Source organism: Pseudomonas sp. M20, assembly GCF_045037865.1.
Lineage (GTDB): Bacteria > Pseudomonadota > Gammaproteobacteria > Pseudomonadales > Pseudomonadaceae > Aquipseudomonas.
The window spans coordinates 681,616-708,516 of sequence record NZ_CP173611.1 but is presented as its reverse complement, the minus strand read 5'-3'; the positions used below and the strand labels follow the sequence as shown (position 1 = coordinate 708,516).

Below are 26,901 nucleotides of genomic sequence, written 5' to 3'. Positions count from 1 at the left end.
ACGCCCTCTTCGCGAGCAGGCTCGCTCCCACAGAGAAACCACTTCACGGGGTACGGTTACGCCGCGTTTCAATGATGTTCGGCAACTGCGAAATCCGCCCGAGCAACCGCCCCAGCGCATCCAGACCCGGGATCTCGATCGTCAGGGACATCAGCGCGGTGTTGTCTTCCTTGTTCGAGCGGGTGTTGACCGCCAGCACGTTGATCCGCTCGTTGAGCAGCACCTGCGACACGTCACGCAGCAGACCGGAACGGTCGTAGGCGCGGATGACGATGTCGACCGGATAGGTGAGCACCGGCACCGGGCCCCAGCTGACCTGAATGATCCGCTCCGGCTCGCGCCCGCCCAGCTGCAGCACCGAGGCGCAGTCCTGACGGTGAATACTCACGCCACGGCCCTGAGTGATGTAGCCGACAATCGCATCGCCCGGCAACGGCTGGCAGCAGCCGGCCATCTGCGTCATCAGGTTGCCGACGCCCTGGATCTGAATATCGCCGCGCTTGCCCGGTTTGTAGCCGGTGGCTTTGCGCGGAATCAGCTCCAGTTGCTCGTTGCCACGTTCCGGCTCGACCAGTTGCTGCGCGAGGTTGACCAGTTGCGCCAGACGCAGGTCGCCGGCACCGAGGGCGGCGAACATGTCTTCGGCGGTTTTCATGTTGGCCTTGTCGGCCAGCTTGTCGAAATCCACCGCGGGCAGGCCGAGGCGCGTCAGTTCGCGCTCGATCAGGGTTTTACCGGCGGCAACGTTCTGGTCGCGCGCCTGCAATTTGAACCAGTGGACGATCTTCGCCCGCGCTCGCGAGGTGGTGACGTAACCGAGGTTGGAGTTCAGCCAGTCGCGGCTCGGTGTACCGTGCTTGCTGGTAATGATCTCGACCTGCTCACCGGTCTGCAGGCTGTAGTTGAGCGGCACGATGCGCCCGTTGATCTTCGCGCCACGGCAGTTGTGACCGATTTCGGTGTGCACGCGGTAAGCGAAGTCCAGCGGCGTCGCGCCTTTCGGCAAGTCGATGGCGTGACCGTCGGGAGTGAAGATGTAGACCCGATCCGGCTCGATATCGACGCGCAGCTGTTCCGCCAGACCACCGATGTCGCCCAGTTCTTCATGCCACTCGAGGACCTGACGCAGCCAGGAAATTTTCTCTTCGTAGTGGTTCGAACCGGATTTGACGTCAGTGCCCTTGTAGCGCCAGTGCGCGCAGACGCCGAGTTCGGCTTCTTCGTGCATCGAGTGCGTACGGATCTGCACCTCAAGCACTTTACCCTCAGGGCCGATCACCGCCGTGTGCAGCGAGCGGTAGCCGTTCTCTTTCGGGTTGGCGATGTAGTCGTCGAATTCTTTCGGGATGTGCCGCCACAAGGTGTGCACGATGCCCAGCGCGGTGTAGCAGTCGCGCATTTCCGGCACCAGCACGCGTACGGCGCGCACGTCGTAGATCTGGCTGAATTCCAGACCCTTGCGCTGCATTTTGCGCCAGATCGAATAGATGTGTTTGGCCCGGCCGCTGATGTCGGCGTCGACGCCGGTGGCCTGCAATTCGTCCTTGAGCTGGGTCATCACGTCGGCGATGAAACGCTCGCGATCAAGCCGTCGCTCGTGGAGCAACTTGGCAATCTGCTTGTATTGATCTGGCTCGAGATAACGGAAGGACAAATCCTCCAGTTCCCATTTGATATGACCGATGCCGAGGCGGTGCGCGAGCGGCGCATAGATGTCGAAGACTTCCCGGGCGACTCGATTACGCTTCTCGTCGTCGGCGGTTTTCACCGCACGGATGGCGCAGGTACGTTCGGCGAGCTTGATCAGCGCGACGCGCACATCGTCGACCATCGCCACGAGCATCTTGCGCAGGTTCTCCACCTGCCCTTGCGTGCCCATGACCATCGACTGGCGCGGACTGAGGCTGGCACTGATGGCCGCCATGCGCTGCACGCCGTCGATCAGTTTGGCCACCACCGGGCCGAAGCGCTGACCGACGGCCGCGAGTTCGATCTGGCCCTCGCGTACGCCGCGATACAGGACCGCTGCGACCAGCGAATCCTGATCGAGCTTGAGGTCGGCGAGAATCTCGGCGATTTCCAAACCAGTACTGAAACTGCCAGAGCCTTCGGCCCACAGATTCTTCTTGGCATTGGACTGTTGTTCAGCCTCGCGAGCGAACTCGCAGGCTTCTTTCAAGGCTTCGCGATCCAGTGCCAGATCGACACTGACCGCGTGATCGAGCCAAGCCTCGAGATTGATACTGCCGTCAGTGTTGATCGGCTGGTGTGCTCTCACCTGTACCATGTTGCTTTACCTTCCCTACGACGCAGATTCAATGCGTCAAATCGCTGACCTACAGTGTCCATTCGCGCTCGCGGGGCTAAAGCGAGCGCTGCGCGGACAGGTCAGGCGGATTCAGACGAGCCATCCTGGCTCGCTTCAAATAACGCCATGGCCTCGACATGTGCCGTCTGAGGAAACATATCGAGAATCCCGGCACGTTTTAACCGGTAGCCCTGCTTGATCAATTCGACCGTGTCGCGCGCCAGAGTTGCAGGGTTGCACGACACATACACCAACCGTCTGGCACCCAGGGTCGCCAGCTTGCGAACCACCTCGAAAGCACCGTCACGCGGTGGGTCCAAGAGTACCGCAGAAAAGCCGTTTCCGATCCACTGGGCATCGGTCAAAGGCTGGGATAAATCGGCTTGAAAAAACTTTGTGTTATGCAAATTGTTACCAGCGGCGTTGGCTTCGGCACGATCGACCATGGTCTGCACGCCTTCGACTGCCACCACTTCGCGCACGGACTTGGCCAACGGCAAAGCGAAGTTGCCCAAGCCGCAGAACAGGTCCAGCACGCGCTCGTCACTGCCCGGTTTCAACCAGTCCAGCGCCTGCGCCACCATCGCTTCGTTGACGCCGGCGTTGACCTGGATAAAGTCGCCCGGCCGGTACGCCAGATCCAGATCCCACTGTTCCAGGCGATAGCCCAGCGACTGGCTGGCATCCACCGGTTGCGGCTCGCCTTCGCCATGCAGCCACAATTGCGCCTGATGGAACTGGCAGAAGTCCTTGAGGATGGTCAGATCCGCTTCGGACAACGGCGCCATATGCCGCAGCAATACCGCCAGTGACGAGCCGCTGAACAACTCGACATGCCCCAACGCCTGCGGCTTGCTCAGCCGACGGAGCATCTCCGGCAAACGGGTCATGATCGGTTGCAAGGGCTGTACCAGCACCGGGCATTCGTTGATGGCGACGATGTCCTGACTGCCGGCGGCACGGAAACCCACTTCGAGTTTCTTCGCCTTCATGTCCCAGCGCACTGCAATCCGGGCGCGACGGCGATAGCCGAATTCCGGGCCGGTCAGCGGTGCTGCCCACTCTTCAGGTTCGACACCGGCCACACGCGACAATTGCTCGGCGAGCATGCGCTGTTTCAGGGCAAGCTGTTCGTCGTGGGGCAAATGCTGGACGCTGCAACCGCCGCAACGGCCGGCGTGCTGACACGGTGCCGGGCGGCGCAGTTCGCTGGCCTTGAACACGCGCTCGGTACGCGCCTCGACCACTTTGCCGTGGGCGCCGAGCACACGCGCTTCGACCTCTTCACCGGCAAGGGCGCCGAGGACGAACCAGGTTTTGCCTTCGAAAAACGCGATACCGCGCCCGTCATTGGCCAGGCGCTCGATGCTCAAGCGCTGCTTTTTGCCGGTCGGGATTTGCACGGCCTTGCTGCCGCCAGTGGGCTGGAAGCGCAGGCCTCTCTCGTGCTTGGCCATCAGTTGGGCGCGTCGAAAATGCCGGTCGACAGGTAACGGTCGCCACGGTCGCAGATGATCGCAACGATCACCGCGTTTTCAACTTCTTTGGACAGGCGCAGCATCGCTGCCACCGCACCACCCGAGGACACGCCGCAGAAAATGCCTTCTTCACGGGCCAGACGCCGGGTGACGTCTTCGGCCTCGCTTTGCGCCATGTCGACGATGCGATCAACACGATCAGCCTGATAAATCTTCGGCAGGTATTCCTGCGGCCAGCGGCGGATACCCGGAATGGCCGAGCCTTCCATCGGTTGCAGACCAACGATCTGCACGCTGTCGCTCTGCTCTTTCAAGTAGCGCGACACGCCCATGATGGTGCCGGTGGTGCCCATCGAACTGACGAAATGGGTGATGGTGCCCTGGGTCTGACGCCAGATTTCCGGACCGGTGGTGGTGTAGTGCGCCTCAGGATTGTCGCCATTGGCGAACTGATCGAGCACCTTGCCACGGCCTTCGGCTTCCATCCGCTGGGCGAGGTCGCGCGCGCCTTCCATGCCTTCTTCCTGGCTGACCAGAATCAGCTCGGCACCGTACGCGGTCATTGCCGCTTTGCGCTCGGCGCTGGAGTTGTCCGGCATGATCAGGATCATTTTATAACCCTTGATCGCGGCGGCCATGGCCAGCGCGATCCCGGTGTTGCCCGAGGTCGCTTCGATCAGCGTATCGCCGGCGTGGATCTGCCCGCGCAACTCGGCGCGAGTGATCATCGACAACGCCGGACGGTCCTTGACCGAACCCGCCGGGTTGTTCCCTTCGAGCTTGAGCAATAGGGTGTTGCTGGTAGCACCGGGCAGGCGCTGCAAACGCACCAGCGGAGTGTTGCCGACGCAATCGGCGATGGTTGGGTACTGCAGGGTCATGGCGTATTCGCAATCCAGACGTGCGGGGGCGCCTATCATACCGGCAAACCCGCGCAGGCCATATCACGCAAAGTGCGGTGCTTATGGCTTATGGGAATAAGGAACAATAGTCTCACCACTGGTGAGACTATTGTGTTGAGCCATTTTCATTGGTGGTGATGCGCAGAGACTCTTCGCGAGCAGGCTCGCTCCCACAGGGAGTAGTGTCATTCGCAGAATAGTGTCAGCAGTGATGACACTATTAACTGTTGATCACACAATCTGCGGCGAACCGAGTTCCAATGTGGGAGCGAGCCTGCTCGCGAAAGCGTCAGACGGCGCAACACAATCATCCGCCAGCAACCGTAAATTCAGCCGCAATCCCGCCCCGCCATTCTTCGCCCAAATACTTCCGCCCTGACGCTGCACGGCATTGCGCGCAATGCTCAGCCCCAAACCAAAACCACCGTCCCCGGGCCGCGAGCCATCCAGCCGGGTGAACGGCGAGAAGATCCGTTCCAGATCAGCTTCCGCTACGCCGCCACCCTGATCTTCCAGCCACAGGTGCCAGAAATCGCCATCGCGCCGTCCGTCAAGACGCACAATCCCACCCGCAGGCGAATGCCGAATGGCGTTGCGCAAAATGTTCTCCAGCGCCTGCGCCAGCGTATTCAGGTTGCCACGCACCCAACACGACGCCTCGACCGAACACTGCAATTGCAGACTCGGCCAGCCGCTTTCATAACAGGCGTTATCCGTGAGCATTTCCCACAGGGCCTGAATCTGGATCGCTTCCTCGGGCAGCGGCGTGCGGTCGGTATCGAGCCAGGCCAGTTGCAAGGTGTCTTCGACCAGTCTTTGCATACCGTCGACTTCGCGACCGATGCGCTCGCGCAGTTGCACCAGACCCTGTTCGCTTTCACTGGCGACACGCAAGCGGCTCAGCGGCGTGCGCAATTCGTGGGACAGATCACGCAGCAGTTGCTGTTGCAGAGCCACGGTCGATTGCAGGCGCTCGGACATCGAGTCGAACGCTCGCGCCAGCTCTCCAAGTTCATCCGGACGCTGGGTGATGCCGCTCGACAACCGCACATTCAACTGGTCGGCGCGCCAGGCGTTGGCCTGTTCGCGCAAGTTGTTCAGCGGCACTACCAGAAGACGATAGAGACCGACGCACAGCAGCAAAGTAAACAACCCCGGGATCACGCCGTTGGTGATGACGCGCCAGAACAACCGATATTTACCCGGCAGAAATCGCTCGGGCAATTCGATCACCAGGCTGCCGGCGGACGGCTCTTTAGGGAAAGGTATGCGCAGCCACGGCCGGTTCTTTTTGTGAATCGGCCAGTCGAGGCCGCGCAAGAACGTCAGGTGCTGGATTTCCTGCTCATTCAGCGGATCACTGCTCAGCGACTGCAAATTGCCACCGATGACGCCGACCCAACTGGCTTCGCGCAACTCCATGCTCTGCAACCAGTCATCGACACCGCTGCGTCCGCCGTGCTGCCACGCCTGTTCCGCTTGCGCGGCATAACGGCTGAGGGTGCCGCGCGCTTCGTCGGAGAGGAACTGGTTGCGCTCCTCCATATAACGGCCCCACGACCAGCTCAGCCAGATCATCAACAAACAGAAAGCCACCAGCAAAAACGCCAGTTTCCAGAACAGCGAATGCCGCCCCGGCAGTTCAGACCGCTTCATCAGCAGCGCTCAAGACGTAACCCTTGCCCCACACGGTGCGCACTTCACGTTCGGTGTAACCGATGGCTTTCAGTTTGCGGCGGATCTGGCTGATGTGCATGTCGAGACTGCGGTCGTGGGCCGCGTAGCCGCGCTGCAGAACGTGCTGATAAAGGAAGGCTTTGCTCAGCACTTCCTCATCATTGCGGTTGAGGGTTTCCAGCAAGCGGAATTCGCTGCGGGTCAGCCCGGCGGGTTGCTCGCGGAAAAACACATCGCACTGTTCGTCATCGAACCTCAGCGTACCGGCGGCTACGGGCATCGCAGGCTCGGCCGGGCGCCGATCCAGCGCAACCCGACGCAGGATCGCTTCGATGCGCACATGCAACTCGGCCATGCTGAAGGGTTTGGGCAAATAGTCATCGGCGCCCAGACGGAAACCGCTGATGCGATCCGCCTCGGCACCGAGGGCCGACATCAACAGCACTGGCGTCGAATGACTCTGGCGCAACTGCGTCAGCACATTCAAACCATCCATGCCCGGCAACAGAATATCCATCAGCACCACGTCGAACGGCTGGCGTTTGGCGATGCTCAGGCCTTCCTGGCCATTCTGGCACCAGGTCACCTGAAAGCCGCTGCGGCCCAGATGTTCGTGAACATAGGCGCCGAGCACCGGATCGTCTTCGATGGAAAGAATGCGTGGCTGGCCGGAAACAGGAGTCATGAGTATCTGCAAGTAATTCTCAGTTGAGAGTGATTATTCAAGATTGCCGGGGATCGGGCAACTCAAGGTTGGCCCAGCCGACAAACGAACAGCGGCGGCCCTGCCCCGACGCGAGCGCATTTTTCCGAAGATTGCCCGCGAGCAAATCGCTACACTGCGCCCATGTCGCGTGCCGGATGCACGCATGAGTCAACAGATCAGCGGGATGCAGGAGATAGGCGTGCTCAAGAAACTGGGAATCAAAGGTCGCGTGTTGTTGCTGACCTTGTTGCCGACCAGCCTGATGGCGCTGGTGCTGGGTGGTTATTTCACCTGGACGCAGCAGTCCGACTTGCAGAGCCAATTGATGCAGCGCGGCGAGATGATCGCCGAGCAACTGGCGCCGCTGGTGGCCCCCGCCATGGGTCACGGCAACAGCGATCTGCTGGAGCGCATTGCCACGCAGTCCCTTGAACAACCGGACGTGCGCGCGGTGACCTTCCTCGCCCCGGATCGCTCGCCACTGGCTCACGCCGGGCCAACCATGCTCAATCAGGCGCCCAGCGGCGACAGCGCGCATTTGCAACGGCGCAGCGGCAATGACGCGACGCGTTACCTGATGCCGGTATTCGGCAAGCATCGCAATCTCGCTGGCGAATTGATCCCGCAAGAGTCTGACCGCTTGCTCGGCTGGGTCGAGCTGGAGCTATCGCACAACGGCATGCTGCTGCGCGGTTATCGCAGCCTGTTTGCCAGCCTGCTGCTGATTGCCGCCGGTCTGGCCGGCGCGGCACTGCTGGCGTTGCGCATGGGCCGCACCATCAATCGCCCGCTGAGCCAGATCAAACAAGCCGTCGCGCAACTCAAAGACGGCCATCTGGAAACACGTTTGCCGCCGCTCGGCAGTCAGGAGCTGGATGAGCTGGCCTCGGGCATCAACCGCATGGCCGGCACCCTGCAAAACGCCCGCGAAGAACTGCAACACAGTGTCGATCAGGCCACCGAGGACGTCCGGCAGAATCTGGAAACCATCGAAATCCAGAACATCGAACTGGATCTGGCGCGCAAAGAGGCGCTGGAAGCCAGCCGGATCAAATCCGAATTCCTCGCCAACATGAGTCACGAGATCCGCACGCCACTCAACGGCATTCTCGGTTTCACCCATCTGTTGCAGAAAAGCGAACTGACCCCGCGCCAGCTCGATTACCTGGGCACCATCGAAAAATCCGCCGACAGCTTGCTGGGGATCATCAACGAAATCCTCGATTTCTCGAAAATCGAAGCCGGCAAGCTGGTGCTCGACCATATTCCGTTCAATCTGCGCGACCTGCTGCAGGACACCCTGACCATCCTCGCCCCGGCCGCGCACGCCAAGCAGTTGGAGCTGGTCAGTCTGGTCTATCGCGACACGCCGCTGTCGCTGGTCGGTGACCCGCTGCGTCTGAAGCAGATCCTCACCAACCTGGTGAGCAACGCGATCAAGTTCACCCGCGAAGGCACTATCGTCGCCAGAGCGATGCTGGAAGAAGAACACGAAGACAGTGTGCAGTTGCGAATCAGTATTCAGGACACTGGCATTGGCTTGTCCACTCAGGACGTGCGTGCACTGTTCCAGGCATTCAGTCAGGCGGACAACTCGCTGTCGCGGCAACCGGGGGGCACCGGTCTGGGGCTGGTGATTTCCAAACGCCTGATCGAACAGATGGGCGGTGAAATCGGCGTCGACAGCACGCCGGGCGAAGGCTCGGAGTTCTGGATCAGTCTGAGCCTGCCCAAGACCCGTGATGATGCCGAAGACTTGCCCTCGGCGCCGCTGCTCGGGCGCCGTGTGGCGGTACTGGAGAATCACGAACTGGCGCGCCAGGCCTTGCAGCATCAACTGGAGGACTGTGGCCTCGATGTCACGCCATTCAACACCCTCGAAACCTTGACCAACGGCGTCACCGGCGCGCACCAGACCGATCAGGCGATTGATCTGGCGGTCATCGGCATCACCAGCAACGACATGCTGCCCGAGCGTTTGAACCAGCACATCTGGGACCTCGAACACCTAGGCTGCAAAGTACTGGTGCTGTGCCCGACCACCGAACAGACACTGTTTCATCTATCGGTGCCGAACCCGCACAGCCAACTGCAAGCGAAACCGGCCTGCACGCGCAAATTGCGTCGCGCGCTGGCCGATCTGGTCAACCCGCGTCAGCCGCGCAATGAGCCGGGCGAACCGCTGTCGAGCCGTGCGCCGAAAGTGCTTTGTGTCGACGACAACCCGGCCAACCTGCTGCTGGTGCAGACCCTGCTCGAAGATATGGGCGCCAAGGTGCTCGCCGTGGAAAGCGGCTACGCGGCGGTCAAAGCCGTGCAAAGCGAATCCTTCGATCTGGTGCTGATGGACGTGCAGATGCCGGGCATGGACGGCCGCCAAAGCACCGAAACCATTCGCCAATGGGAAAGCGAACGGCATTGCACGCCGCTGCCGATCGTCGCCCTCACCGCCCACGCCATGGCCAACGAAAAACGCGCGCTGCTGCAAAGCGGTATGGACGACTACCTGACCAAACCGATCAGCGAGCGGCAACTGGCCCAGGTGGTACTGAAATGGACCGGGCTGGCATTGCGCAATCAAGCGCCGGAGCGGATCAGCGACAGTGCGGCGGGCAATAATGAACTACCGGTGCTTGATCATGAGGAAGGCTTGCGCCTGGCCGCCGGCAAGGCTGACTTGGCGGCGGACATGCTGGCCATGTTGCTCGCCTCGCTTGAAGCCGACCGCGAAGCCATTCGCACGGCGTGCGAAAACCGCGACCAGAATGCCTTGATCGAACGCGTCCATCGTCTGCACGGTGCCACCCGTTATTGCGGCGTACCGCAATTGCGCGCGGCCTGTCAGCGCAGCGAAACCCTGCTCAAGCAGGACGACCCGAAAGCCGTGGCAGCGCTGGAAGAACTGGAGCTCGCGATCAACCGCCTCGCGGCGCAAGCGAAGATCAGCGCCTGATCCACGGCAATGCCGGCCAACACCGGCAGCGCTAAAGTGAGTTCGGGTGATTCAATCCGTGTCGATGCTCCAGGAGGATTTCATGCGCACGCTCGTTTTCAGTAGCCAGACCTACGACCGCGACAGCTTCCTCGCCGCCGATTGCCCGGCGGGTGTCGAACTGCACTTTCAACCGACCCGACTCAGCCTCGATACGGCGGCGCTGGCCGACGCACATGAAGTGGTCTGCGCCTTCATCAATGACGACCTCAGCGCTCCAGTGCTCGAGCGTCTGGCCGCTGGCGGCACACGCCTGATCGCCCTGCGCTCGGCGGGTTACAACCATGTCGATCTGCCCGCCGCGAAACGCCTGGGAATGGCCGTGGTGCGCGTACCTGCCTACTCGCCGCACGCGGTGGCCGAACACGCGGTGGCGCTGATCCTCGCCCTCAACCGCCGTCTGCACCGGGCCTATAACCGCACCCGTGAGGGCGATTTCAGCCTGCATGGCCTGACCGGTTTCGACCTGGTCGGTAAAACCGTGGGGATCGTCGGCACCGGTCAGATCGGCGCGACCTTCGCGAAAATCATGCACGGTTTCGGCTGTGAACTGCTGGCCTACGATCCCTTTCCGAACCCGGATGTTCTGGCGTTGGGTGCGCGCTATCTGAGCCTGCCGGAACTGCTCGCGCAGTCGCGGATCATCAGCCTGCACTGCCCGCTCAACGAGCAGAGCAAACACTTGATCAACCGCAATTCACTGGCGCACATGCAAACCGGCGCCATGCTGATCAATACCGGTCGCGGTGGTCTGATCGACACCCCGGCCCTGATTGACGCATTGAAGGACGGCCAACTCGGTTATCTGGGTCTGGATGTCTATGAAGAAGAGGCGCAACTGTTTTTCGAGGATCGTTCCGACCTGCCCTTGCAGGACGATGTGCTGGCGCGATTGCTGACCTTTCCCAACGTGATCATTACAGCGCATCAAGCCTTTCTGACGCATGAAGCGCTGGGTGCGATTGCCGCAACCACCTTGCACAACATCGCGACCTGGGCGGCGGGAACGCCACAGAACCAGGTCGTAGACTGAGCGCTTTTCAGCTTATTTCGGGGAAAGCGAGGACGCCAGAATCAGCAATGCCAGCCAGCCGAAGCCAAAAAAGCGCTGTTTCATCGAGTGGCCGTAGCGCAGCAGGAACCAGACGAAAAACATCGGCAGCAGGAAGATCATGATCTTCAGCCAGCCTTCCACCGGACGACTGCCGTCGGCATTGGCCTGCTCAGTGGCCGGTTGCTCGGTGGGCTGCTGGCGCCGACGCCGCGCGGCGGCGGGCATGACTTTCGGCAAAGGTTGCGGCTCAGGCGCTGGAGCACTGACTTCGGGCACAGCCTTGTTACGCGGCAGACTGCCGAACGAGATTGTCGCAGCCTGAACAGGCGCGACTACGGTCTGCGCGTGTACTGCTTGCTCCGCCATTGGAGCCCCACAATGAATGCACGCATCGGCTTCGGAGCTGATGCTCTTTTTGCATTCATAACATTCGATCAGCGCCATGTTCCGTTCCTTCAGATTCGAGGCCGGCAGTTTGCCATGAGTGTCGCGGCATTTGAACCGGATCGAAGGTCGCACGCGCGCATCATTCTGCAATCAAGCCCGTGCTAGCATGTCGCGCATATTTGGAGGACCCATGGTCGAACACGATTTCCGCTACACCCTGATGAACCCGCAACACACCCTCACCGAATGCCGCGCCCTCGTTCCGGGCCGCTATCAGGTCACCGGCAATGGTGGCTCGATTCGCATCGGTGACGCCTTGTTGGTCACCCTCAAAGGCAGCAAGGACTTGTCCATGCGCCTGACCGTTGAAACCGTCCGCCACCTGATCAATCCGCCGGGCCAATGGACCGCGATGACCACAGGTCCGGTATTTGGTGAACTGGCGATCCACACCTGGCAGGTCAACTGCGACAGCTGCGCCAAAGATCTGAGCTTCGAATTCGCCGTGGATGCCAAACTCGGTAAAACCGCAGAGAAACCGGCAGCCACCGCGCGCATCGCCGAACTGGGCTGGAAAGCCGTTGGCGACAAGCACGTGTGCCCGAAATGCCAGGTGTCGGCATGATCAAACGCCTTGCCCTGACCGCGCTCGTCGGTGCCGGCCTGGTGGGTTGCGCCGCAGAGCCTGTGCAACTGCAACAGAACCGCAGCTACATTCTGGAGTGGATCGGTGAGCGGCCGCTGATGGATTACAGCCATCTGACCGTGACCCTGGGCGATGATGGCCGTGCTTACGGCAACGGTGGCTGCAACCATTGGTTCGCGCCATATACGCTGGACGGCGACAAGCTGACCTTCGGCAAGATCGGCAAGACCCGCAAACTGTGTGCGCCGGCGCTGATGGAGCAGGAGCAGCGCTTCCTGCAGGCGCTGGAGCATGTCCAGCGCTGGGACATCTCGCCGATCGAGCAGATGCGTTTCTGGCCGGCTGAAGGCAAGCCTCTGCGTTGGTGGCTGGAAGAGGGTTAAGCCTCAGGCCGCCAAAGCCCTCACCCTAGCCCTCTCCCAGAGGGAGAGGGGACTGATTGGGGGATATTGGAGAGCTACCCGACCTGAACGGCCTATGCCGAATCCATAATCGACCGAGTTCCGCTGTGGCGAATTCATAATCGACTGGATTTTTCAGGTCGATGGAGGATGCCAGACACCTCGGTCAGCCCCCTCTCCCCCCCCGGGAGAGGGCTGGGGTGAGGGGCTTTTGACGTTACTTGGTCGCCTGCAACGCCTCCAGCTTGGCCATCACCCCCGCCGCCGTCTGCTCGCCCATCAACTGCTCACGCACCTTGCCCTTGTTGTCGATGATGTACGTCACCGGCAATGCCTCACTGCGCGGCAACTCGAACAGTTCCGCCGGATCCTGCGCCAGCACGGTGAACTTGATGCCCAGCTTTTCGCTGGCATCTTTCAGCTCCACACCCTGCACATTGTCGAAGTTGACCCCGAACACGCCGACGTTCTTGCTCTTCAGCTCATCAGCCAAATGGTTGAGCTCCGGGATCTCGGTCCGGCACGGGCCGCACCATTCGGCCCAGTAGTTCAGCACCACCCATTGTTTGTCCAGACGCTCCGACGCGACCTTCTGACCGTTCTGGTCAATGCCGTAGTCGTTGCCGCAGCCCCCCAGCATCAACGCCCCGATTACCGTCAATGCCGCTGCCAATCGCCGTGTCATGTCGTGTTCCTTGTGAAAATTTGAAGGCGCCTGCGACCCATTGCCTCCGAAGGTTCTGGATTGCGCGCTGCACAGTTAGAATAGCCACCACTTTACGCCAGAAGCGACCCGCCATGACCGATCTGACGCTTTATCACAATCCGCGCTGCTCGAAATCCCGCGGCGCGCTGGAACTTCTTGAAGCCCGCGGCCTGACCCCGAACGTCGTGCGTTACCTCGAAACCCCGCTGAATGCGGCGCAAATCAAGGCCCTGCTCGGCAAGCTCGGGATCAGCGCCCGTCAGTTGCTGCGCACCGGGGAAGATGAATACAAAATGCTTCAACTGGCTGACGAAAGCCTCAGCGAAGCGCAATTGATCGACGCCATCGCCCAGCATCCAAAACTGATGGAGCGACCGATTCTCGAAGTCGGCAACAAAGCCGTCATCGGTCGTCCGCCGGAAAATATCCTGGAGTTGTTGCCGTGAGCGCGCCGTACATTCTGGTGCTGTATTACAGCCGCAACGGCTCGACCAACGAGATGGCCCGGCAGATTGCGCGCGGTGTCGAACAGGCCGGCCTTGAAGCCCGTTTGCGTACGGTGCCTGCGATTTCCACCGAATGTGAAGCCGTGGCTTCGGATATCCCGGACGAAGGCGCGCTGTACGCGAGCCTGGATGATCTGAAGAACTGCGCCGGGCTGGCCCTCGGCAGCCCGACGCGTTTCGGCAACATGGCCGCGCCGCTGAAGTACTTTCTCGATGGCACCAGCAATCTGTGGCTGACCGGCGCTCTCGTCGGTAAACCGGCCGGTGTGTTCACGTCTACCGCCAGTCTGCACGGAGGTCAGGAAACCACCTTGCTGTCGATGATGTTGCCGCTGTTGCACCACGGCATGCTGATCACCGGTCTGCCGTACAGCGAGTCGGCGCTTCTGGAAACTCAGGGTGGCGGTACGCCTTACGGTGCCAGTCATCACGCTGGGGCTGACGGCAAAAAAGGCCTCGATCAGCATGAAGTGGCGCTGTGCCGTGCGCTGGGTCTGCGCTTGGCCAGGACTGCGCAGAAACTGGAGGGCTGACAGTGGCGAAGAAGCCGAAAGTCCTGCCCTCGGTCGAATGGCTTGAGCCGCGAGTGAAGGCGATGCGGGCGCTCAGCCTGCTGAGCTTTTTTGCCCTCGCCGGTCTGCTCGCGGCCTACTACCTGCTGTTCGCCGACCTGCACGGCGCGCGACCGTGGGTGATTCTACTGGTCGAACTGATCCCGTGGGTCGTCCTTGCCCCGGCGATGATCATGGGCAGCGCCCGCGGGCATTCGTGGATGTGTTTTGTGGTGAATCTGTATTTCATCAAGGGCGCACTGGCGGCGTATGACCCGAGCCGCCAGTGGTTTGGTGTGCTGGAGATGATCGCGAGCCTGGCGGTGTTCTGCTCGGCGCTGTTGTATGTGCGGTGGCGGTATCAGTTGAATCGTAAATTGGCTGGCGAAGGCGAAATCTCCGTCGCCTGATTGAAAAGATCGCAGCCTTCGGCAGCTCCTACATTTGAAATGCGTTTCCCTGTAGGAGCTGCCGACGGCTGCGATCTTTTAGCTATTCAATGATTGACGGTGTAAGCCAGCATCATCGAAATCTGACTCATCGGCCGCCCGCCGCTCTGCTCATGCCACTGATTGAACACATCCTGCACAATGGCCAGATCGCGCAAACTGGTCGGCGCCTTGTCGACGATCTTCTGTGCATTCAGCGCCGCGACCACGTCGTAGCTCGGCACGAAGGTGTCCTTGCCGACCATGCGCAAAAAGCGTGGCGCTGATAGTCCACCCAATTGATGACCGTGCTTTTTCAGATAGGTCCACAGGCCGACGATATCGGTCACCGGCCAGTCGGCGATCAGCGCGCCAAAACTGCCCTTCTCTTTCTCGACATCGAGAATGAACTGCGCATTGCGCGGCACGCTTTTCAGTTTGCCTAGATGGCGAATGATCCGCGCGTCCTGCATCAGCCGCTCAAGGTGTTCGGCACTCATCAGCACGACTTTTTCCGGGTCGAACTTGAAGAACACTTCTTCGAAGGCCGGCCACTTGGCGTCGACCAGACTGTGCTTGAGGCCGGCGCGGAACACACGCAGGGCCATGGTCGAGAGGTAGCGGTCGTCGCTGATCTTGCGCAGTTGCGCCGGGGTCTTGGGAACGGGCAGATGGGCTTCCAGTTCAGCCGCCGAACCGAAGCGGTTCAGACAGTATTCGTGCAGCCACTTGTAATCGCGCATGCCCTCTCCTATTGAATGAAGCGAAGAAACCAATGTGGGAGCGAGCCTGCTCGCGAAGTGGGAGTCTCAGTCAACAAATCAGTTGAATGAAACACCGCTTTCGCGAGCAGGCTCGCTCCCACATTTGAAGGTGTTTACAAATTGACGACGTTAACGAAGCGCGAAGCCGCGGTCTCGTCGATTTTCAGGCTGGTGAAGTCGAACAGGTTGCGGTCGGCCAGTTGCGACGGGATCACGTTCTGCAGACTGCGGAAGATGCTTTCGGTGCGGCCCGGGGTTTTGCGTTCCCAGTCCTGCAGCATTTCCTTGACCACCTGACGCTGCAGGTTTTCCTGCGAACCGCAGAGGTTGCACGGGATGATCGGGAATTCTTTCAAATCCGAGTACGCCTGAATGTCTTTCTCGTTGCAGTACGCCAGCGGGCGGATCACCACGTTGCGGCCGTCATCGGCGCGCAGCTTCGGCGGCATGGCTTTGAGCGAACCGTTGAAGAACATGTTGAGGAAGAACGTCTCGACGATGTCGTCGCGGTGATGACCGAGGGCCATTTTGGTCGCACCGATTTCATCGGCAAAGGTGTACAGCGTGCCGCGACGCAGGCGCGAGCACAGCGAGCAAGTGGTCTTGCCTTCCGGGATCAGCTCCTTGACCACCGAGTAGGTGTCTTTTTCGACGATGTGGTACTCGACGCCCAGCTCTTTCAGGTAGGCCGGCAGCACGTGTTCGGGGAAGCCCGGTTGCTTCTGGTCCATGTTCACCGCGACGATCTCGAACTTGATCGGGGCAACCTTCTGCAGGTGCAGCAGCACGTCGAGCATGGTGTAGCTGTCCTTGCCCCCGGACAGGCAGACCATGACCTTGTCGCCATCTTCAATCATGTTGAAATCGGCGACCGCTTCGCCGGCCAGGCGGCGCAGGCGCTTTTGCAGTTTGTTCTGGTTGACCGTAAGAGTGCCCATGACGCGAAATCCGTGAGGTGTGACGAAAGGCCGGCATTTTACGCAAAAACCCCGGCGTTGTGGGCACAGGTTGTCGCGGTCAGCCGACAACGGGTTAACAGACCCCGAGGCGATTACCCGCCCTGTTTACAGCGCGATTTGCTCTAAGCCCCCAATACCTGTGCGGGTAAGACCTTTCTATACTGCGACATAAGGTCGCACACAATCTGAAGACCTGTATTTGCTCGGCCACCTTGGCCCGTAGGCGCTCCGTTGGGGGGCGATGGCAATAACAAGAGGAGTGACTGGCATGATCCATCACGTAGTGGGACTTTTTACCCACCCCGATCAGGAATGGAAGGAAATCCGTGGCGACCAAGAGGAAAGCATCAGCCACATGTACCTCACCCACACGCTGATCCTGGCGGCGATCCCCGCCATCTCGGCGTTTATCGGCACCACTCAGGTTGGCTGGGTGATCGGCAACCGCGCACCGGTGATGCTGACCTTTGAAAGCGCACTGTGGATGACGATCATGTCGTACCTGGCCATGCTCGGCGGGGTCGCGGTCATGGGTGCCTTCGTGCACTGGATGGCGCGTACCTACGACGCCAACCCGAGTCTGGCCCGTTGTGTCGCATTTGCCACTTATACTGCGACACCGCTGTTCGTCGGCGGTCTAGCGGCGCTGTATCCGCATATGTGGCTGGGGATGATCGTCGGTACGGCGGCCATCTGCTACACGGTTTATCTGTTGTATGTGGGGCTGCCGACATTCATGAATATTCCGTCGGACGAAGGTTTTCTATTCTCAAGCTCGGTGCTGGCGGTGGGTCTGGTAGTGCTGGTCGCCATCATGGCATTCACCGTGATTGTCTGGGGGCTGGGCGTCGGGCCTGTGTATACGAACTGACTCGACAGGCTGATCACAGGCCGCCGCAAGGCGGCCTTGTCGTTTCAAGGATGACCATTCGGCAGCTCGGCGATTCGCAAGTCCACAGGGTTGCGGCATACTCGACGCCTCTGGAGATCCATCAAGCATGCCCGAGCAACTCAATACCCGCGTCGAAGACTGTTACCAACTCGCTGAATCCTTTTTCAAACGTTCTTTCCCGCGCCCTGTCGTCAGCCTCAAGCTGCGCGGGCAAAAAGCCGGTGTCGCGCATCTGCACGAGAACCTGCTGCGCTTCAATCCGCAGTTGTACCGGGAAAACGCTGAACACTTCCTCAAGCAGACCGTGGCCCACGAAGTCGCGCACCTGATCGCCCATCAGCTGTTCGGCGACCGTATCCAGCCCCATGGCGAGGAATGGCAACTGATCATGCGCGGCGTTTACGAACTGCCGCCGGATCGCTGCCACACCTATGCAATCAAGCGCCGCAGCGTGACTCGCTATATCTACAAATGTCCGTGCGCGGACAGCGATTTTCCATTTTCGGCGCAGCGCCATGGTCTGGTGCGGCAGGGGCGGCGGTATTTGTGTCGCCGCTGCCGGAGTACCTTGGTGTTCAGTGGTGAGATGCGGGTGGAATAGTCAGTGTTGTGTTGCCCTGACTGGCGCCATCGCGAGCAGGCTCACTCCTACATTTGGAATGCGTTCCCCTGTAGGAGTGAGCCTGCTCGCGATGGGGCCTGTACAAGCACTAGAGAATTACCTTGGCCCGCCGCAATTCAGCAATCCGCTCAGCACTAATCCCCAACTCGGCCAACACCTGATCCGTATGCTGCCCCAACACCGCGCCAACATGCCGCGGTGCCGGCAACGCTTCGGAAAACTTCAACGGACACGCCATCTGCGTCTGCGTCGTGCCATCCCCACGCGGCACCTGCGTCACCAGTTCCCGAGCCTGCAATTGCGGATGACGCACCGCCTCCCCCAGACTCAATACCGGTTCGACACACGCATCGATCCCGGCAAACATCTCACACAGTTCGGCAAAGTCATGCTTTTCGAACTCGACCGTCAGTGCGTACTTCAACGCCCGCTGCTGTTCAGGCTTGGGCGACAAGCCCTGCGCCGCCAACTCCGGCCGCCCCAACGCCGTACACAGTTGCTGCATGAACCCGGGTTCCAGACTGCCCACCGACATCCAGCGCCCATCGCGAGAGCGGTAGTAGTCGTAAAAACTACCACCATTGAGCATCTGGTCTTCCCATTCAGGCTCTTCACCGCACGCCAGATAACCGGCACCGGCCATCGCATTCAGACTGAACGCGCAATCGGTCATGCTCACATCCAGATGCGTGCCCTGCCCGCTCTGCTGCCGCGCAATCACCGCCGCCAGCAGGCCGATCACCCCGTGCAACGAACCACCGGCGACATCCGCCACTTGCATGCCCAGCGGCAACGGCCCGCTGTCGGCGCGGCCGGTGTAACTGGAAAGCCCAGCCAGCGCCAGATAGTTAATGTCATGCCCGGCGCGATCCTTGTACGGCCCGGTCTGGCCGTAACCGGTGATCGACACGTAGATCAGCTTCGGGTTGATCGCCTTCAGCGCTTCATAGCCCAGGCCCAGACGTTCCATCACTCCAGGGCGAAACTGCTCGAGGAGAATGTCGTGATCGACCAGCAGTTGCTTGACCACTTCAAGCGCTGCGGGCTGTTTCAGGTCCAGCGCCAGGCTGCGCTTGTTGCGATTGAGGTAGGCGTGGCTGGCCGATACTCCGCCATCATGCGGCGGCAATACCCGTAGTAGATCCATGCGTGTCGGCGACTCGATGCGCAACACTTCGGCGCCCATGTCCGCCAGCAACAGCGAGGCGAACGGCCCCGGCAGCAAGGTCGAGAAATCGAGGATTTTCAGTGAGGCCAGCGGTGCAGACATGGGCGAACTCCTTAAGCGATGCACTCAGCCTAGGCAGCGATGCCACGTACAGCAATCACCGGAAATGTCAGCAGGTGTGACCGTTACGCTCAAATCGCAGGCAAGAAAAAACCCGCCGAAGCGGGTTTTTCCAGGCCAGCAGTGCTTACTTCACATTGCTTGGGGTTGGGCCTTCAGCCACACCCAGGTCATCTTCTTCACGCTCGTCGGAGATACCGCGACCGCCCGAGGCCAGCTCGGTTTGCAGCTGATCGGTATCCAGCTCCTTGACCCACTTGGCAACCACGATGGTGGCTACTGCGTTACCGACCAGGTTGGTCAGTGCGCGGGCTTCGGACATGAAGCGGTCGATACCGAGGATCAGCGCCAGACCGGCCACCGGCAGGTGACCGACCGCCGACAGGGTCGCGGCCAGCACGATGAAGCCCGAACCGGTCACACCGGCGGCGCCTTTGGAGGACAGCAGCAATACCAGCAGCAGGGTGATCTGGTGGGTGATGTCCATGTGGGTGTCAGTCGCTTGAGCGATGAACACGGCCGCCATGGTCAGGTAGATCGAAGTACCGTCGAGGTTGAACGAGTAACCGGTCGGGATCACCAGACCCACCACGGACTTCTTCGCGCCCAGACGCTCCATCTTGATCAGCATGCGTGGCAGTGCCGATTCCGACGAGGACGTGCCCAGTACGATCAACAACTCTTCACGGATGTAACGCACCAGTTTAAACACGCTGAAACCATGAGCACGGCAGATCGCACCCAGCACCACCACCACGAACAGGATGCAGGTGATGTAGAAGCAGATCATCAACTGGCCCAGTTGCACCAGCGAGCCGACGCCGTAAGCACCGATGGTGAAGGCCATCGCGCCGAAAGCACCCAGCGGCGCCAGTTTCATGATCATGTTGATGATGTTGAACATTACGTGGGCGAAGCGATCGATCATGTCCAGCAGCGGACGACCGTACGAACCCAGGCGATGCAGGGCGTAGCCGAAGATCACCGAGAACATCAGCACTTGCAGGATGTCACCGGTGGCGAACGCGCCGACGATGGTGTTCGGGATTACATTGAGGAGGAAACCGACAATGCTCTGGTCTTTACTGGCCGTCACATAGGTGGCGATTTTCGAGGCGTCGAGGGTGGTGACGTCGATGTGCATGCCGGCGCCCGGTTGCACAACGTTGACCACGATCAGACCGATCAGCAGGGCAATGGTGGAAACGATTTCGAAGTACAGCAGCGCGTAGCCGCCGGTCTTGCCTACGGATTTCATGTTCTGCATGCCGGCGATGCCGCTGACAACGGTACAGAAGATGATCGGGGCGATGACCATTTTGATCAGTTTGATGAACCCGTCACCCAGCGGCTTGAGGGCTACACCGGTCTGAGGGTAGAAGTGACCAAGCAGGATGCCGATGGCGATGGCAACGATCACCTGGAAATACAGGGATTTGTACAGTGGCTGACGAGTCGTCATTGCAGATTTCCTCAAGAGCCTCGCGTGGCAACATCCATCTGTTGACCGCGAAACCTGAATTGCGAACCCTCCTGCACTGGAGGGATTTGTTGTTGGAGCAGCGTTTTCCATGAGGAGCAACGCACGCTTCTGTGGCTTGTATCGCAAACCTCGTGCCACTTTGGTGCGATTGCCTGCAAGCCTTTTGATATCAGGGATTACAGGTTCATGGGTGTCACCATCCGGTGACTCAAGTGTGGCGGATTTCCGCCAACTCACCGCTTCTCGTCCTACAATTTGGCGGAAATCCGCCTTGTAGATGCGTCCAGCCCGCCGCTACCATCCGACGCCTGAGGAAGGATCTGCCACTTATGCGCGAACGCACCATTGCCAGTCATTTCGCCCGTGCGGCCCTCGGTGGCGCGCGCCGCCAAGGGTTCGATTACTCGGGCCTGCTGTTGCAACTGGGCATCAGCCCGGAACTGCTCGATGAGCCACGCGCGCGCATTGCCCCGGAACAATTCACCCGGTTGATTCAGGGCCTGTGGCTGGCGCTGGACGACGAATACCTGGGTTTCGGCAACGCCCCGAGCAAGCCCGGCAGTTTCGCGATGATGTGCCATGCGTCGATTCACTGCCGCAATCTGGAGAAGGCACTGCAACGCGGTTTATTGTTTTATAGCCTATTCCCCGAAGCCCCGCGCCTGAGCCTCAGTCGCGAAGACGAATGGGTGCGTTTGAGCCTCGATGATTCGCAGATGCGGGACCCGGATCACTTTCTCACCGAGAGCCTGCTGGTGATCTGGCATCGCCTCGGCAGTTGGCTGATTGGCCAGCGAATTCGCCTCGAACAGGCAACCTTCAGCTATCCGCGTCCCGATCACGGCGCCGAATACGACCTGCTGTTCCCCTGCCCGCTGACCTTCGGCACCGATCAAAGCAGCCTGTTGTTCCACAGCAGATATCTACACATGCCGCTGTTGCAGGACGAACGCACCCTCAAACATTTCCTCGAACGCTCCCCCGCCGACCTGCTCTCTCGCCCGGACGACGGCGACAGCCTGAGCAGCCGCCTGCGCCGTTTGCTCAGCCGCGACACGGCGCGCTGGCCGGATCTGGAAGCGGTCGCGGCGCATCTGCACATCAGCCCGCAGACCCTGCGTCGGCATTTGCGTGAGGAAGGCACCAGTTTTCAGGAGTTGAAGGATCAGTTGCGGCGGGATATCGCCATTTATCATTTGGGCCGGGCGGATCTGTCGCTGCAGCAGATTGCCGAGCAGTTGGGGTTTTCCGAACCGTCGGCGTTTCATCGGGCGTTCAAGAAGTGGACGGGGCTGACGCCGGGGGCTTATCGGGCGCAGGAGCAATGAGGCTATAAATCAAAAGCCCCTCACCCTGACCCTCTCCCGGAGGGAGAGGGGACTGATTGGGGGATGCTCAAGATGTACGCCGACCTGAACGTTCTCTACTGAATCCAAAATCGACTGGCTATTTCAGGTCGATGTAAAACGCCAGACACCTCGGTCGGCCCCCTCTCCCTCTGGGCGGTCCGACGTTTCGGGAGGGCTGGGGTGACGGCAATCCCGATCACACCGCAGGAAAATGAATCCTGAACGCCGCCCCGCCCATCGGCGAGTCGCCCAGCGCCAGTTTGGCGTTGTAGCTTTCAATAATGTCCTTGACCACCGCCAACCCGATCCCCTGCCCCGGATGCTGAGCATCCAGTCGTTCACCACGCTCCAGAATCCGCGCACGCTGATCCGGCGGCACGCCCGGGCCGTCATCTTCGACGCACAGTTCGATTCCGGCGAGGGTCTCGCGCACGCTGATGCGCACTTCGCCCAGACACAGTCGATAGGCGTTCTCCAGCAAGTTGCCCATCATTTCCAGCAGCGCGCCCTGCTCGATCGGCACATAACAATGCTCGGGCAAATCAAATGCCACGCGCACATGCTTGTCGCGATACACCTTGTCCAGCGTGTCGCAAAGGCTTTTGAGCACCGGTTGCAAGCGCACCTGGTGTCGCACCAGTCCGCTTTTACGCAAGCTGGCCCGTTGCAGTTGATAGCTGATCTGCTGGCTCATGCGTTCGATCTGGCTTTGCAGCACCCACGCCTGATCGCGTTCTTCCGGACGCTGGGCCATGTCTTCACTGACGCCCTGCAACACTGCCAATGGCGTTTTCAGGCTGTGCGCCAAATCATCGAGGGAATCGCGATAACGACTACGTTGCTGCCGTTCGCTGTGCAGCAAGCGGTTGAGCGAGCCGGTCAGGCGCAGCAACTCGCGCGGATGCTGCTCGGTGAGGCTTTCACGGGTGCCGCCTTCGATTTCGTCGAGTTCCTGACTGAGCCGGCGTAAGGCTTTGAGACCCCAGGTCAGGCCGATCCATAGCAGTGCCAGCAGCACCAGCAACGCTGCACCGAAGCCCAGATAGAGATTCTCGCGCAGGCCTTCGAGGGTGGTTTCGTACTCGCGCACCGGTTGCAGGGCAACAATGCTGAACGCCGCGCTTTTGCCGCCGAGCAGTTTGACTTCAACGTCATAGACGAAGAATTCCTGACCATTGCTTTCGCGGATCCGCGCGAACTCGTTACCGAGTCCGTCATAACGCGGTTTGTAGTTGATCTGCTCTTCCTGGGTGGCTTTCGAGCGCCACACCAGGTGCCCTTCGCGATCGTAGATGTAGCCGAGCAAACGGAAGTCGGTGAGGTTGAAGCGCTCGTCCGGCAACTGATTGGGCATCACCAGCCGCCCGTTTTCGATGCGCGCGGCAGAGATCAGCGTGGTGACATCGGAGGCCAGGCGCTGCTCGATCGAGTCCTGCAACGCGAGGCTGAACGCGCCTTGCATGGCCGGGAGCAAGGCGAGCATGAACAACACCGCCAACGTGGTGGCGGCGAGCATCAAGCGAACGCGAAGGGAACGAATCAAGTGCAGCGCTCATTGAACAAGTAACCGAGGCCACGCACGGTGTCGATCGGCTTGAACCCGGCCGGGCCTTCGAGTTTGCGGCGCAGACGGCCGACCAGCACTTCGATGACATTCGGATCGCGCTCGTCGTCATCCGGGTAGAGCTGCTCCATCAAGCGATCCTTGGGCACTACTTGTTGATGGTGGCGCATGAGGTATTCGAGGATGCGGTACTCGTAGGCGGTCAGCGCCAGCGGTTGCTCGTCGAGGGTCGCCTGTTTGCGATTGAGGTCGAGCAGCAGCGGCCCGGCGACGATGGTCGACTGAGTGAAACCGCTGGAGCGGCGCAGCAAGGCATTCAGACGCGCGTCGAGTTCTTCGAACTGGAACGGCTTGACCACGTAATCGTCGGCGCCGGCGGCGAGACCTTCGACCTTGTCCTGCCAGTTGCCGCGCGCGGTGAGGATCAGGATCGGGAAGGTTTTGCCGCCCGCGCGCAACTGGCGAATCAGGTCGAGACCGCCCATGCCCGGCAGGCCGAGATCGATCACCGCCAAGTCAAAGTTGAACTGTCCGGTCTGGTACAACGCCTCTTCGGCATTGGCCACGGATTCGACCACGTGACCACTTTCCGTCAGGCGGGTTTGCAGGTGATGGCGCAACAGCGCTTCATCTTCGACGACCAACAGTTTCATAACGCTCTCCCGGGTAAATCCAGAATCTCCAAAAACACACCTGTGGGAGCGAGCCTGCTCGCGAAGGCTGTGTGTCAGTCGATAAATTGATCGACTGATTCACCGCTTTCGCGAGCAGGCTCGCTCCCACATTGAACCTGCTGGCAACTCCTTAGAAATTGTAGTTAGCCGACAGGTAAGTCTGCGCGCTGCTGTTCAAATCCAGCGAACCTTGCTTGCTGCCACCGCTCTCTTTCATCTCGGTGCTGGCGTTGCTCATCAGGTAACGGTAACCGAGTTCGACCGAGGTGTTTTGCGAGACTTGCTGCAACACACCGAACTGGCCGCCGACGGCGTAACCGATGTCACTGTCGCGGCTGTAGCCTGGCGAATCCTGAGTCAGCTTGGTCAAACCAGCCGTGGCACCGCCAAACAGCTTGGTGCTGCCGCCCACCGGATAGAACAGATCGTAGCTGCCCAGCAGATTTTCCTGACGCAGTTTAATGCCATTGTGCGAGCCCGACACGTTGTCGTAGGTGGCGTAGTAGCGACCCTGGCTGTTTTGCTGACCGAGGCGAACGCCGTAGGTGTTGTTGCCGTCGATCGCGCCGGTGGCGTTCGGGTGGTCGAGGTTGTTGTTCAGTGCGTGGGACTTGTCGATCTTGTTGCTGGTCTGACCGAACGTCAGGCCGGCAAAGTTGCTGGTGTCGTCGGCCTGGGCCGCGATGCTGGAGCCTAACAGGGTAAATGCCAGCAGCAGTTTGTTAAAACGAGTCATGGGTATTTCCTCTTTCACAGTTGCTGTTTGGGTATGGCGCAAGGTTACTGACCTCCCCCTGTACCGCCCCTGAACCGTCTCTGAACCTGACCTGAACCAAATGAACTAGGCTGTTTTGACCTTTTACTGTCAGGAGACCCGACCATGCGCCTGTTCCTCGCCCTTACCTTGCTGGCTGTCAGCAGCCTTGCTCAGGCTGCGATCAAGACTGAAGAAATCCCCTATCAGAGCGCCGACGGCACGAAACTGATCGGCTACTACGCCTACGACGACGCCATCAAAGGCAAGCGTCCGGGCGTCGTCGTTGTGCACGAATGGTGGGGGCTGAACGATTACGCCAAGCGCCGCGCGCGCGATCTCGCCGGGCTCGGCTACAGCGCCCTGGCCATTGATATGTACGGCGAAGGCAAGAACACCGAGCACCCGAAAGATGCGATGGCGTTCATGCAGGCGGCGACCCAGGATGCGGCGGCTTCCAGCAAGCGCTTCGAGGCCGGGCTGAACTTGCTGAAGAAACAGCCGCAGACCGACGCCAACAAAATCGCCGCCATCGGTTACTGCTTCGGCGGTGGCGTGGTGCTCAACGCCGCGCGGCAAGGTGAGCCATTGGCGGGCGTGGTGAGTTTCCACGGTGCGCTGGCGACCAAGACCCCGGCAACGCTTGGCAGTGTGAAAGCGAAGATTCTGGTCGAGCACGGCGCGCTGGACAGCATGGTTACGGCGGATAACGTCACGGCGTTCAAGGCAGAAATGGACAAGGCCGGGGCTGACTATAAATTTGTCAGTCTGGATGGCGCCAAGCATGGCTTCACCAATCCGGATGCCGATCGCCTGAGCCATGGCGAGCACGGTGGCCCGGACATCGGGTACAACAAGGCCGCGGATGAAAAATCCTGGGCGGACATGAAAGCGTTCTTGCAGAAAATCTTTAGCTGATCAGCGACACCGCGGCGCGGCCTTCGCGAGCAGGCTCGCTCCCACACTGGATCTATGCCGCCCAGTAGATCCCCTGTGGGAGCGAGCCTGCTCGCGAAAGCTTCACCGCCGATCTCGACCTTGTCTCGACTAACCGGCAAAATGCCCGCCATGAATCTCCCCCCTACCCTTCCCGCCTGCTGCACCGCGCTCGACAGCCATTGGCCGTTGCCGACGGTATTGGCCGACACCGTGCTGCTTAGCACCCATTTCGACCCGGCCCGACTGCTTGGCGATGACTTTCAACGCAGTGCCGTCGTCGCGCCGCCGAGCATTCAACGTTCGGTAGCCAAGCGTCAGGCTGAGTTTCTAGCCGGGCGAATTTGCGCCCGGGCGGCGTTGGAGCAACTGGAAGGCAGCAGTGTTGTGCCAGCGATTGGTGAAGACCGCGCGCCGATATGGCCCGCGCATATCTGCGGCTCGATCACCCACAGCACCGGTCGTGCGGCAGCGATTGTCGCCAACAAAAGGCATTGGCGCGGTTTGGGCATGGATCTGGAAAACCTGCTCAACACCGAACGTGCCGAGCGCCTGGCCGGGGAGATTCTGACGCCACCTGAAATGCAACGCATGACGTCCGCCTCGCGCGATCAGTTGGCCTTGTGGGTGACGCTGACCTTTTCGGTGAAAGAGAGTTTGTTCAAGGCGCTGTACCCGATTGTGCAGCAGCGCTTTTATTTCGAGCACGCTGAAGTGCTGGAGTGGACTGAAGCCGGTGAAGTCCGGTTGCGCTTGTTGACGGACTTGTCCGCTGAATGGCGCAACGGTACTGAACTGGAGGCGCAGTTCGGGGTGCGGGATGGGCAGTTGTTGAGTCTGGTCAGCATTCAGGCCTGAAATCTTTCAGCGCCTG

General features: G+C 60.3%; 26 protein-coding genes. 12 read left to right on the top strand and 14 right to left on the bottom strand.

Annotated features, from left to right (window positions below):
- Positions 1–43: 43 nt before the first annotated feature.
- The 5 genes from relA to ACI514_RS03115 form a co-directional block, all read right to left on the bottom strand.
- Positions 44–2,287, bottom strand: a complete 2,244-nt coding sequence (relA, locus tag ACI514_RS03135; protein WP_007917476.1) for a GTP diphosphokinase — start codon at positions 2,285–2,287, stop codon at positions 44–46.
- 101 nt (positions 2,288–2,388) lie between these two features.
- On the bottom strand, positions 2,389–3,765 hold the full coding sequence (rlmD, locus tag ACI514_RS03130; protein ID WP_405123072.1) for a 23S rRNA (uracil(1939)-C(5))-methyltransferase RlmD: 1,377 nt from the start codon (positions 3,763–3,765) through the stop codon (positions 2,389–2,391).
- On the bottom strand, positions 3,765–4,667 hold the full coding sequence (cysM, locus tag ACI514_RS03125) for a cysteine synthase CysM (protein ID WP_026000780.1): 903 nt from the start codon (positions 4,665–4,667) through the stop codon (positions 3,765–3,767). The genes rlmD and cysM overlap by 1 nt, the downstream gene beginning before the upstream one ends.
- A gap of 252 nt (positions 4,668–4,919) precedes the next feature.
- Positions 4,920–6,344, bottom strand: a complete 1,425-nt coding sequence (locus tag ACI514_RS03120; RefSeq protein ID WP_405123071.1) for a histidine kinase sensor domain-containing protein — start codon at positions 6,342–6,344, stop codon at positions 4,920–4,922.
- Positions 6,331–7,050: a response regulator transcription factor gene (locus ACI514_RS03115; RefSeq protein ID WP_405123070.1), complete on the bottom strand. Its 720-nt coding sequence runs from the start codon at positions 7,048–7,050 to the stop codon at positions 6,331–6,333. The genes ACI514_RS03120 and ACI514_RS03115 overlap by 14 nt, the downstream gene beginning before the upstream one ends.
- 220 nt (positions 7,051–7,270) lie before the next feature.
- Between ACI514_RS03115 and ACI514_RS03110 the strand changes: the two genes are divergently transcribed.
- Positions 7,271–10,024 (top strand): response regulator, encoded by a 2,754-nt coding sequence (locus ACI514_RS03110; RefSeq protein WP_160060126.1) that lies wholly within the window; start codon positions 7,271–7,273, stop codon positions 10,022–10,024.
- A gap of 82 nt (positions 10,025–10,106) precedes the next feature.
- On the top strand, positions 10,107–11,096 hold the full coding sequence (locus ACI514_RS03105; protein ID WP_405123069.1) for a 2-hydroxyacid dehydrogenase: 990 nt from the start codon (positions 10,107–10,109) through the stop codon (positions 11,094–11,096).
- A 12-nt stretch (positions 11,097–11,108) separates the two neighbouring features.
- On the opposite strand, the gene ACI514_RS03100 is transcribed toward ACI514_RS03105, so the two are convergent.
- Entirely contained in the window at positions 11,109–11,561 is a 453-nt protein-coding gene (locus tag ACI514_RS03100; RefSeq protein ID WP_160059059.1) for a hypothetical protein, read from the bottom strand.
- Positions 11,562–11,694: 133 nt separating this feature from the next.
- Here ACI514_RS03100 and ACI514_RS03095 point away from each other — a divergent pair, with 133 nt between their 5' ends.
- Both ACI514_RS03095 and ACI514_RS03090 read left to right on the top strand, forming a co-directional pair.
- Positions 11,695–12,129 (top strand): hypothetical protein, encoded by a 435-nt coding sequence (locus ACI514_RS03095; RefSeq protein WP_405123068.1) that lies wholly within the window; start codon positions 11,695–11,697, stop codon positions 12,127–12,129.
- Positions 12,129–12,533: an META domain-containing protein gene (locus tag ACI514_RS03090; protein ID WP_160060127.1), complete on the top strand. Its 405-nt coding sequence runs from the start codon at positions 12,129–12,131 to the stop codon at positions 12,531–12,533. Before ACI514_RS03095 ends, ACI514_RS03090 begins: the two co-directional genes overlap by 1 nt.
- A 235-nt stretch (positions 12,534–12,768) precedes the next feature.
- On the opposite strand, the gene ACI514_RS03085 is transcribed toward ACI514_RS03090, so the two are convergent.
- A complete protein-coding gene (locus tag ACI514_RS03085) occupies positions 12,769–13,236 on the bottom strand; it encodes a TlpA disulfide reductase family protein (RefSeq protein WP_160059061.1) in 468 nt (155 codons plus the stop codon).
- 113 nt (positions 13,237–13,349) lie between these two features.
- Here ACI514_RS03085 and arsC point away from each other — a divergent pair, with 113 nt between their 5' ends.
- From arsC to ACI514_RS03070, 3 genes are read left to right on the top strand one after another with little or no spacing between them, the layout of a single operon-like run.
- Positions 13,350–13,703 (top strand): arsenate reductase (glutaredoxin), encoded by a 354-nt coding sequence (gene arsC, locus ACI514_RS03080; RefSeq protein ID WP_160059062.1) that lies wholly within the window; start codon positions 13,350–13,352, stop codon positions 13,701–13,703.
- Positions 13,700–14,296 (top strand): NAD(P)H:quinone oxidoreductase, encoded by a 597-nt coding sequence (wrbA, locus tag ACI514_RS03075; RefSeq protein WP_405123067.1) that lies wholly within the window; start codon positions 13,700–13,702, stop codon positions 14,294–14,296. Before arsC ends, wrbA begins: the two co-directional genes overlap by 4 nt.
- Positions 14,297–14,298: 2 nt before the next feature.
- Positions 14,299–14,724 (top strand): DUF2069 domain-containing protein, encoded by a 426-nt coding sequence (locus ACI514_RS03070; RefSeq protein ID WP_405123066.1) that lies wholly within the window; start codon positions 14,299–14,301, stop codon positions 14,722–14,724.
- Between the two features lie 86 nt (positions 14,725–14,810).
- Here the strand turns inward: ACI514_RS03070 and ACI514_RS03065 are convergent, their stop codons facing one another.
- The gene (locus ACI514_RS03065) at positions 14,811–15,485 is read right to left on the bottom strand and encodes a DNA-3-methyladenine glycosylase I (RefSeq protein ID WP_160059065.1); all 675 of its coding nucleotides are present in this window, start codon (positions 15,483–15,485) and stop codon (positions 14,811–14,813) included.
- Positions 15,486–15,619: 134 nt separating this feature from the next.
- Positions 15,620–16,444 carry a tRNA 2-thiocytidine(32) synthetase TtcA gene (gene ttcA, locus ACI514_RS03060; protein WP_007917513.1) on the bottom strand — a complete coding sequence of 275 codons (825 nt, stop codon included), beginning with the start codon at positions 16,442–16,444 and terminating at the stop codon, positions 15,620–15,622.
- A 289-nt stretch (positions 16,445–16,733) separates the two neighbouring features.
- On the opposite strand from ttcA, the gene ACI514_RS03055 reads away from it, so the two are divergent.
- Both ACI514_RS03055 and ACI514_RS03050 read left to right on the top strand, forming a co-directional pair.
- Positions 16,734–17,336, top strand: a complete 603-nt coding sequence (locus ACI514_RS03055; protein ID WP_102901694.1) for a Yip1 family protein — start codon at positions 16,734–16,736, stop codon at positions 17,334–17,336.
- A 127-nt stretch (positions 17,337–17,463) separates the two neighbouring features.
- Complete coding sequence (locus tag ACI514_RS03050) at positions 17,464–17,958, top strand: SprT family zinc-dependent metalloprotease (protein WP_405123065.1); 495 nt, start codon at positions 17,464–17,466, stop codon at positions 17,956–17,958.
- A gap of 109 nt (positions 17,959–18,067) precedes the next feature.
- On the opposite strand, the gene ACI514_RS03045 is transcribed toward ACI514_RS03050, so the two are convergent.
- Together ACI514_RS03045 and ACI514_RS03040 are read right to left on the bottom strand one after the other, a co-directional pair.
- Positions 18,068–19,249: a CaiB/BaiF CoA transferase family protein gene (locus ACI514_RS03045; protein WP_405123064.1), complete on the bottom strand. Its 1,182-nt coding sequence runs from the start codon at positions 19,247–19,249 to the stop codon at positions 18,068–18,070.
- Positions 19,250–19,394: 145 nt separating this feature from the next.
- A complete protein-coding gene (locus ACI514_RS03040) occupies positions 19,395–20,729 on the bottom strand; it encodes a dicarboxylate/amino acid:cation symporter (RefSeq protein ID WP_007917521.1) in 1,335 nt (444 codons plus the stop codon).
- 350 nt (positions 20,730–21,079) lie between these two features.
- Between ACI514_RS03040 and ACI514_RS03035 the strand changes: the two genes are divergently transcribed.
- Positions 21,080–22,078, top strand: coding sequence for an AraC family transcriptional regulator (locus tag ACI514_RS03035; protein ID WP_405123063.1), 999 nt, complete (start codon positions 21,080–21,082; stop codon positions 22,076–22,078).
- A 217-nt stretch (positions 22,079–22,295) separates the two neighbouring features.
- On the opposite strand, the gene ACI514_RS03030 is transcribed toward ACI514_RS03035, so the two are convergent.
- The 3 genes from ACI514_RS03030 to ACI514_RS03020 form a co-directional block, all read right to left on the bottom strand.
- On the bottom strand, positions 22,296–23,642 hold the full coding sequence (locus ACI514_RS03030; protein WP_150795128.1) for an ATP-binding protein: 1,347 nt from the start codon (positions 23,640–23,642) through the stop codon (positions 22,296–22,298).
- Positions 23,639–24,316: a response regulator transcription factor gene (locus ACI514_RS03025; RefSeq protein ID WP_016987432.1), complete on the bottom strand. Its 678-nt coding sequence runs from the start codon at positions 24,314–24,316 to the stop codon at positions 23,639–23,641. The genes ACI514_RS03030 and ACI514_RS03025 overlap by 4 nt, the downstream gene beginning before the upstream one ends.
- 151 nt (positions 24,317–24,467) lie before the next feature.
- On the bottom strand, positions 24,468–25,073 hold the full coding sequence (locus ACI514_RS03020) for a hypothetical protein (RefSeq protein WP_160059070.1): 606 nt from the start codon (positions 25,071–25,073) through the stop codon (positions 24,468–24,470).
- A 144-nt stretch (positions 25,074–25,217) separates the two neighbouring features.
- On the opposite strand from ACI514_RS03020, the gene ACI514_RS03015 reads away from it, so the two are divergent.
- Together ACI514_RS03015 and ACI514_RS03010 are read left to right on the top strand one after the other, a co-directional pair.
- Positions 25,218–26,009 carry a dienelactone hydrolase family protein gene (locus tag ACI514_RS03015; protein WP_160059071.1) on the top strand — a complete coding sequence of 264 codons (792 nt, stop codon included), beginning with the start codon at positions 25,218–25,220 and terminating at the stop codon, positions 26,007–26,009.
- A 150-nt stretch (positions 26,010–26,159) separates the two neighbouring features.
- Positions 26,160–26,885: a 4'-phosphopantetheinyl transferase gene (locus tag ACI514_RS03010; protein ID WP_160059072.1), complete on the top strand. Its 726-nt coding sequence runs from the start codon at positions 26,160–26,162 to the stop codon at positions 26,883–26,885.
- Positions 26,886–26,901 lie beyond the last annotated feature (16 nt).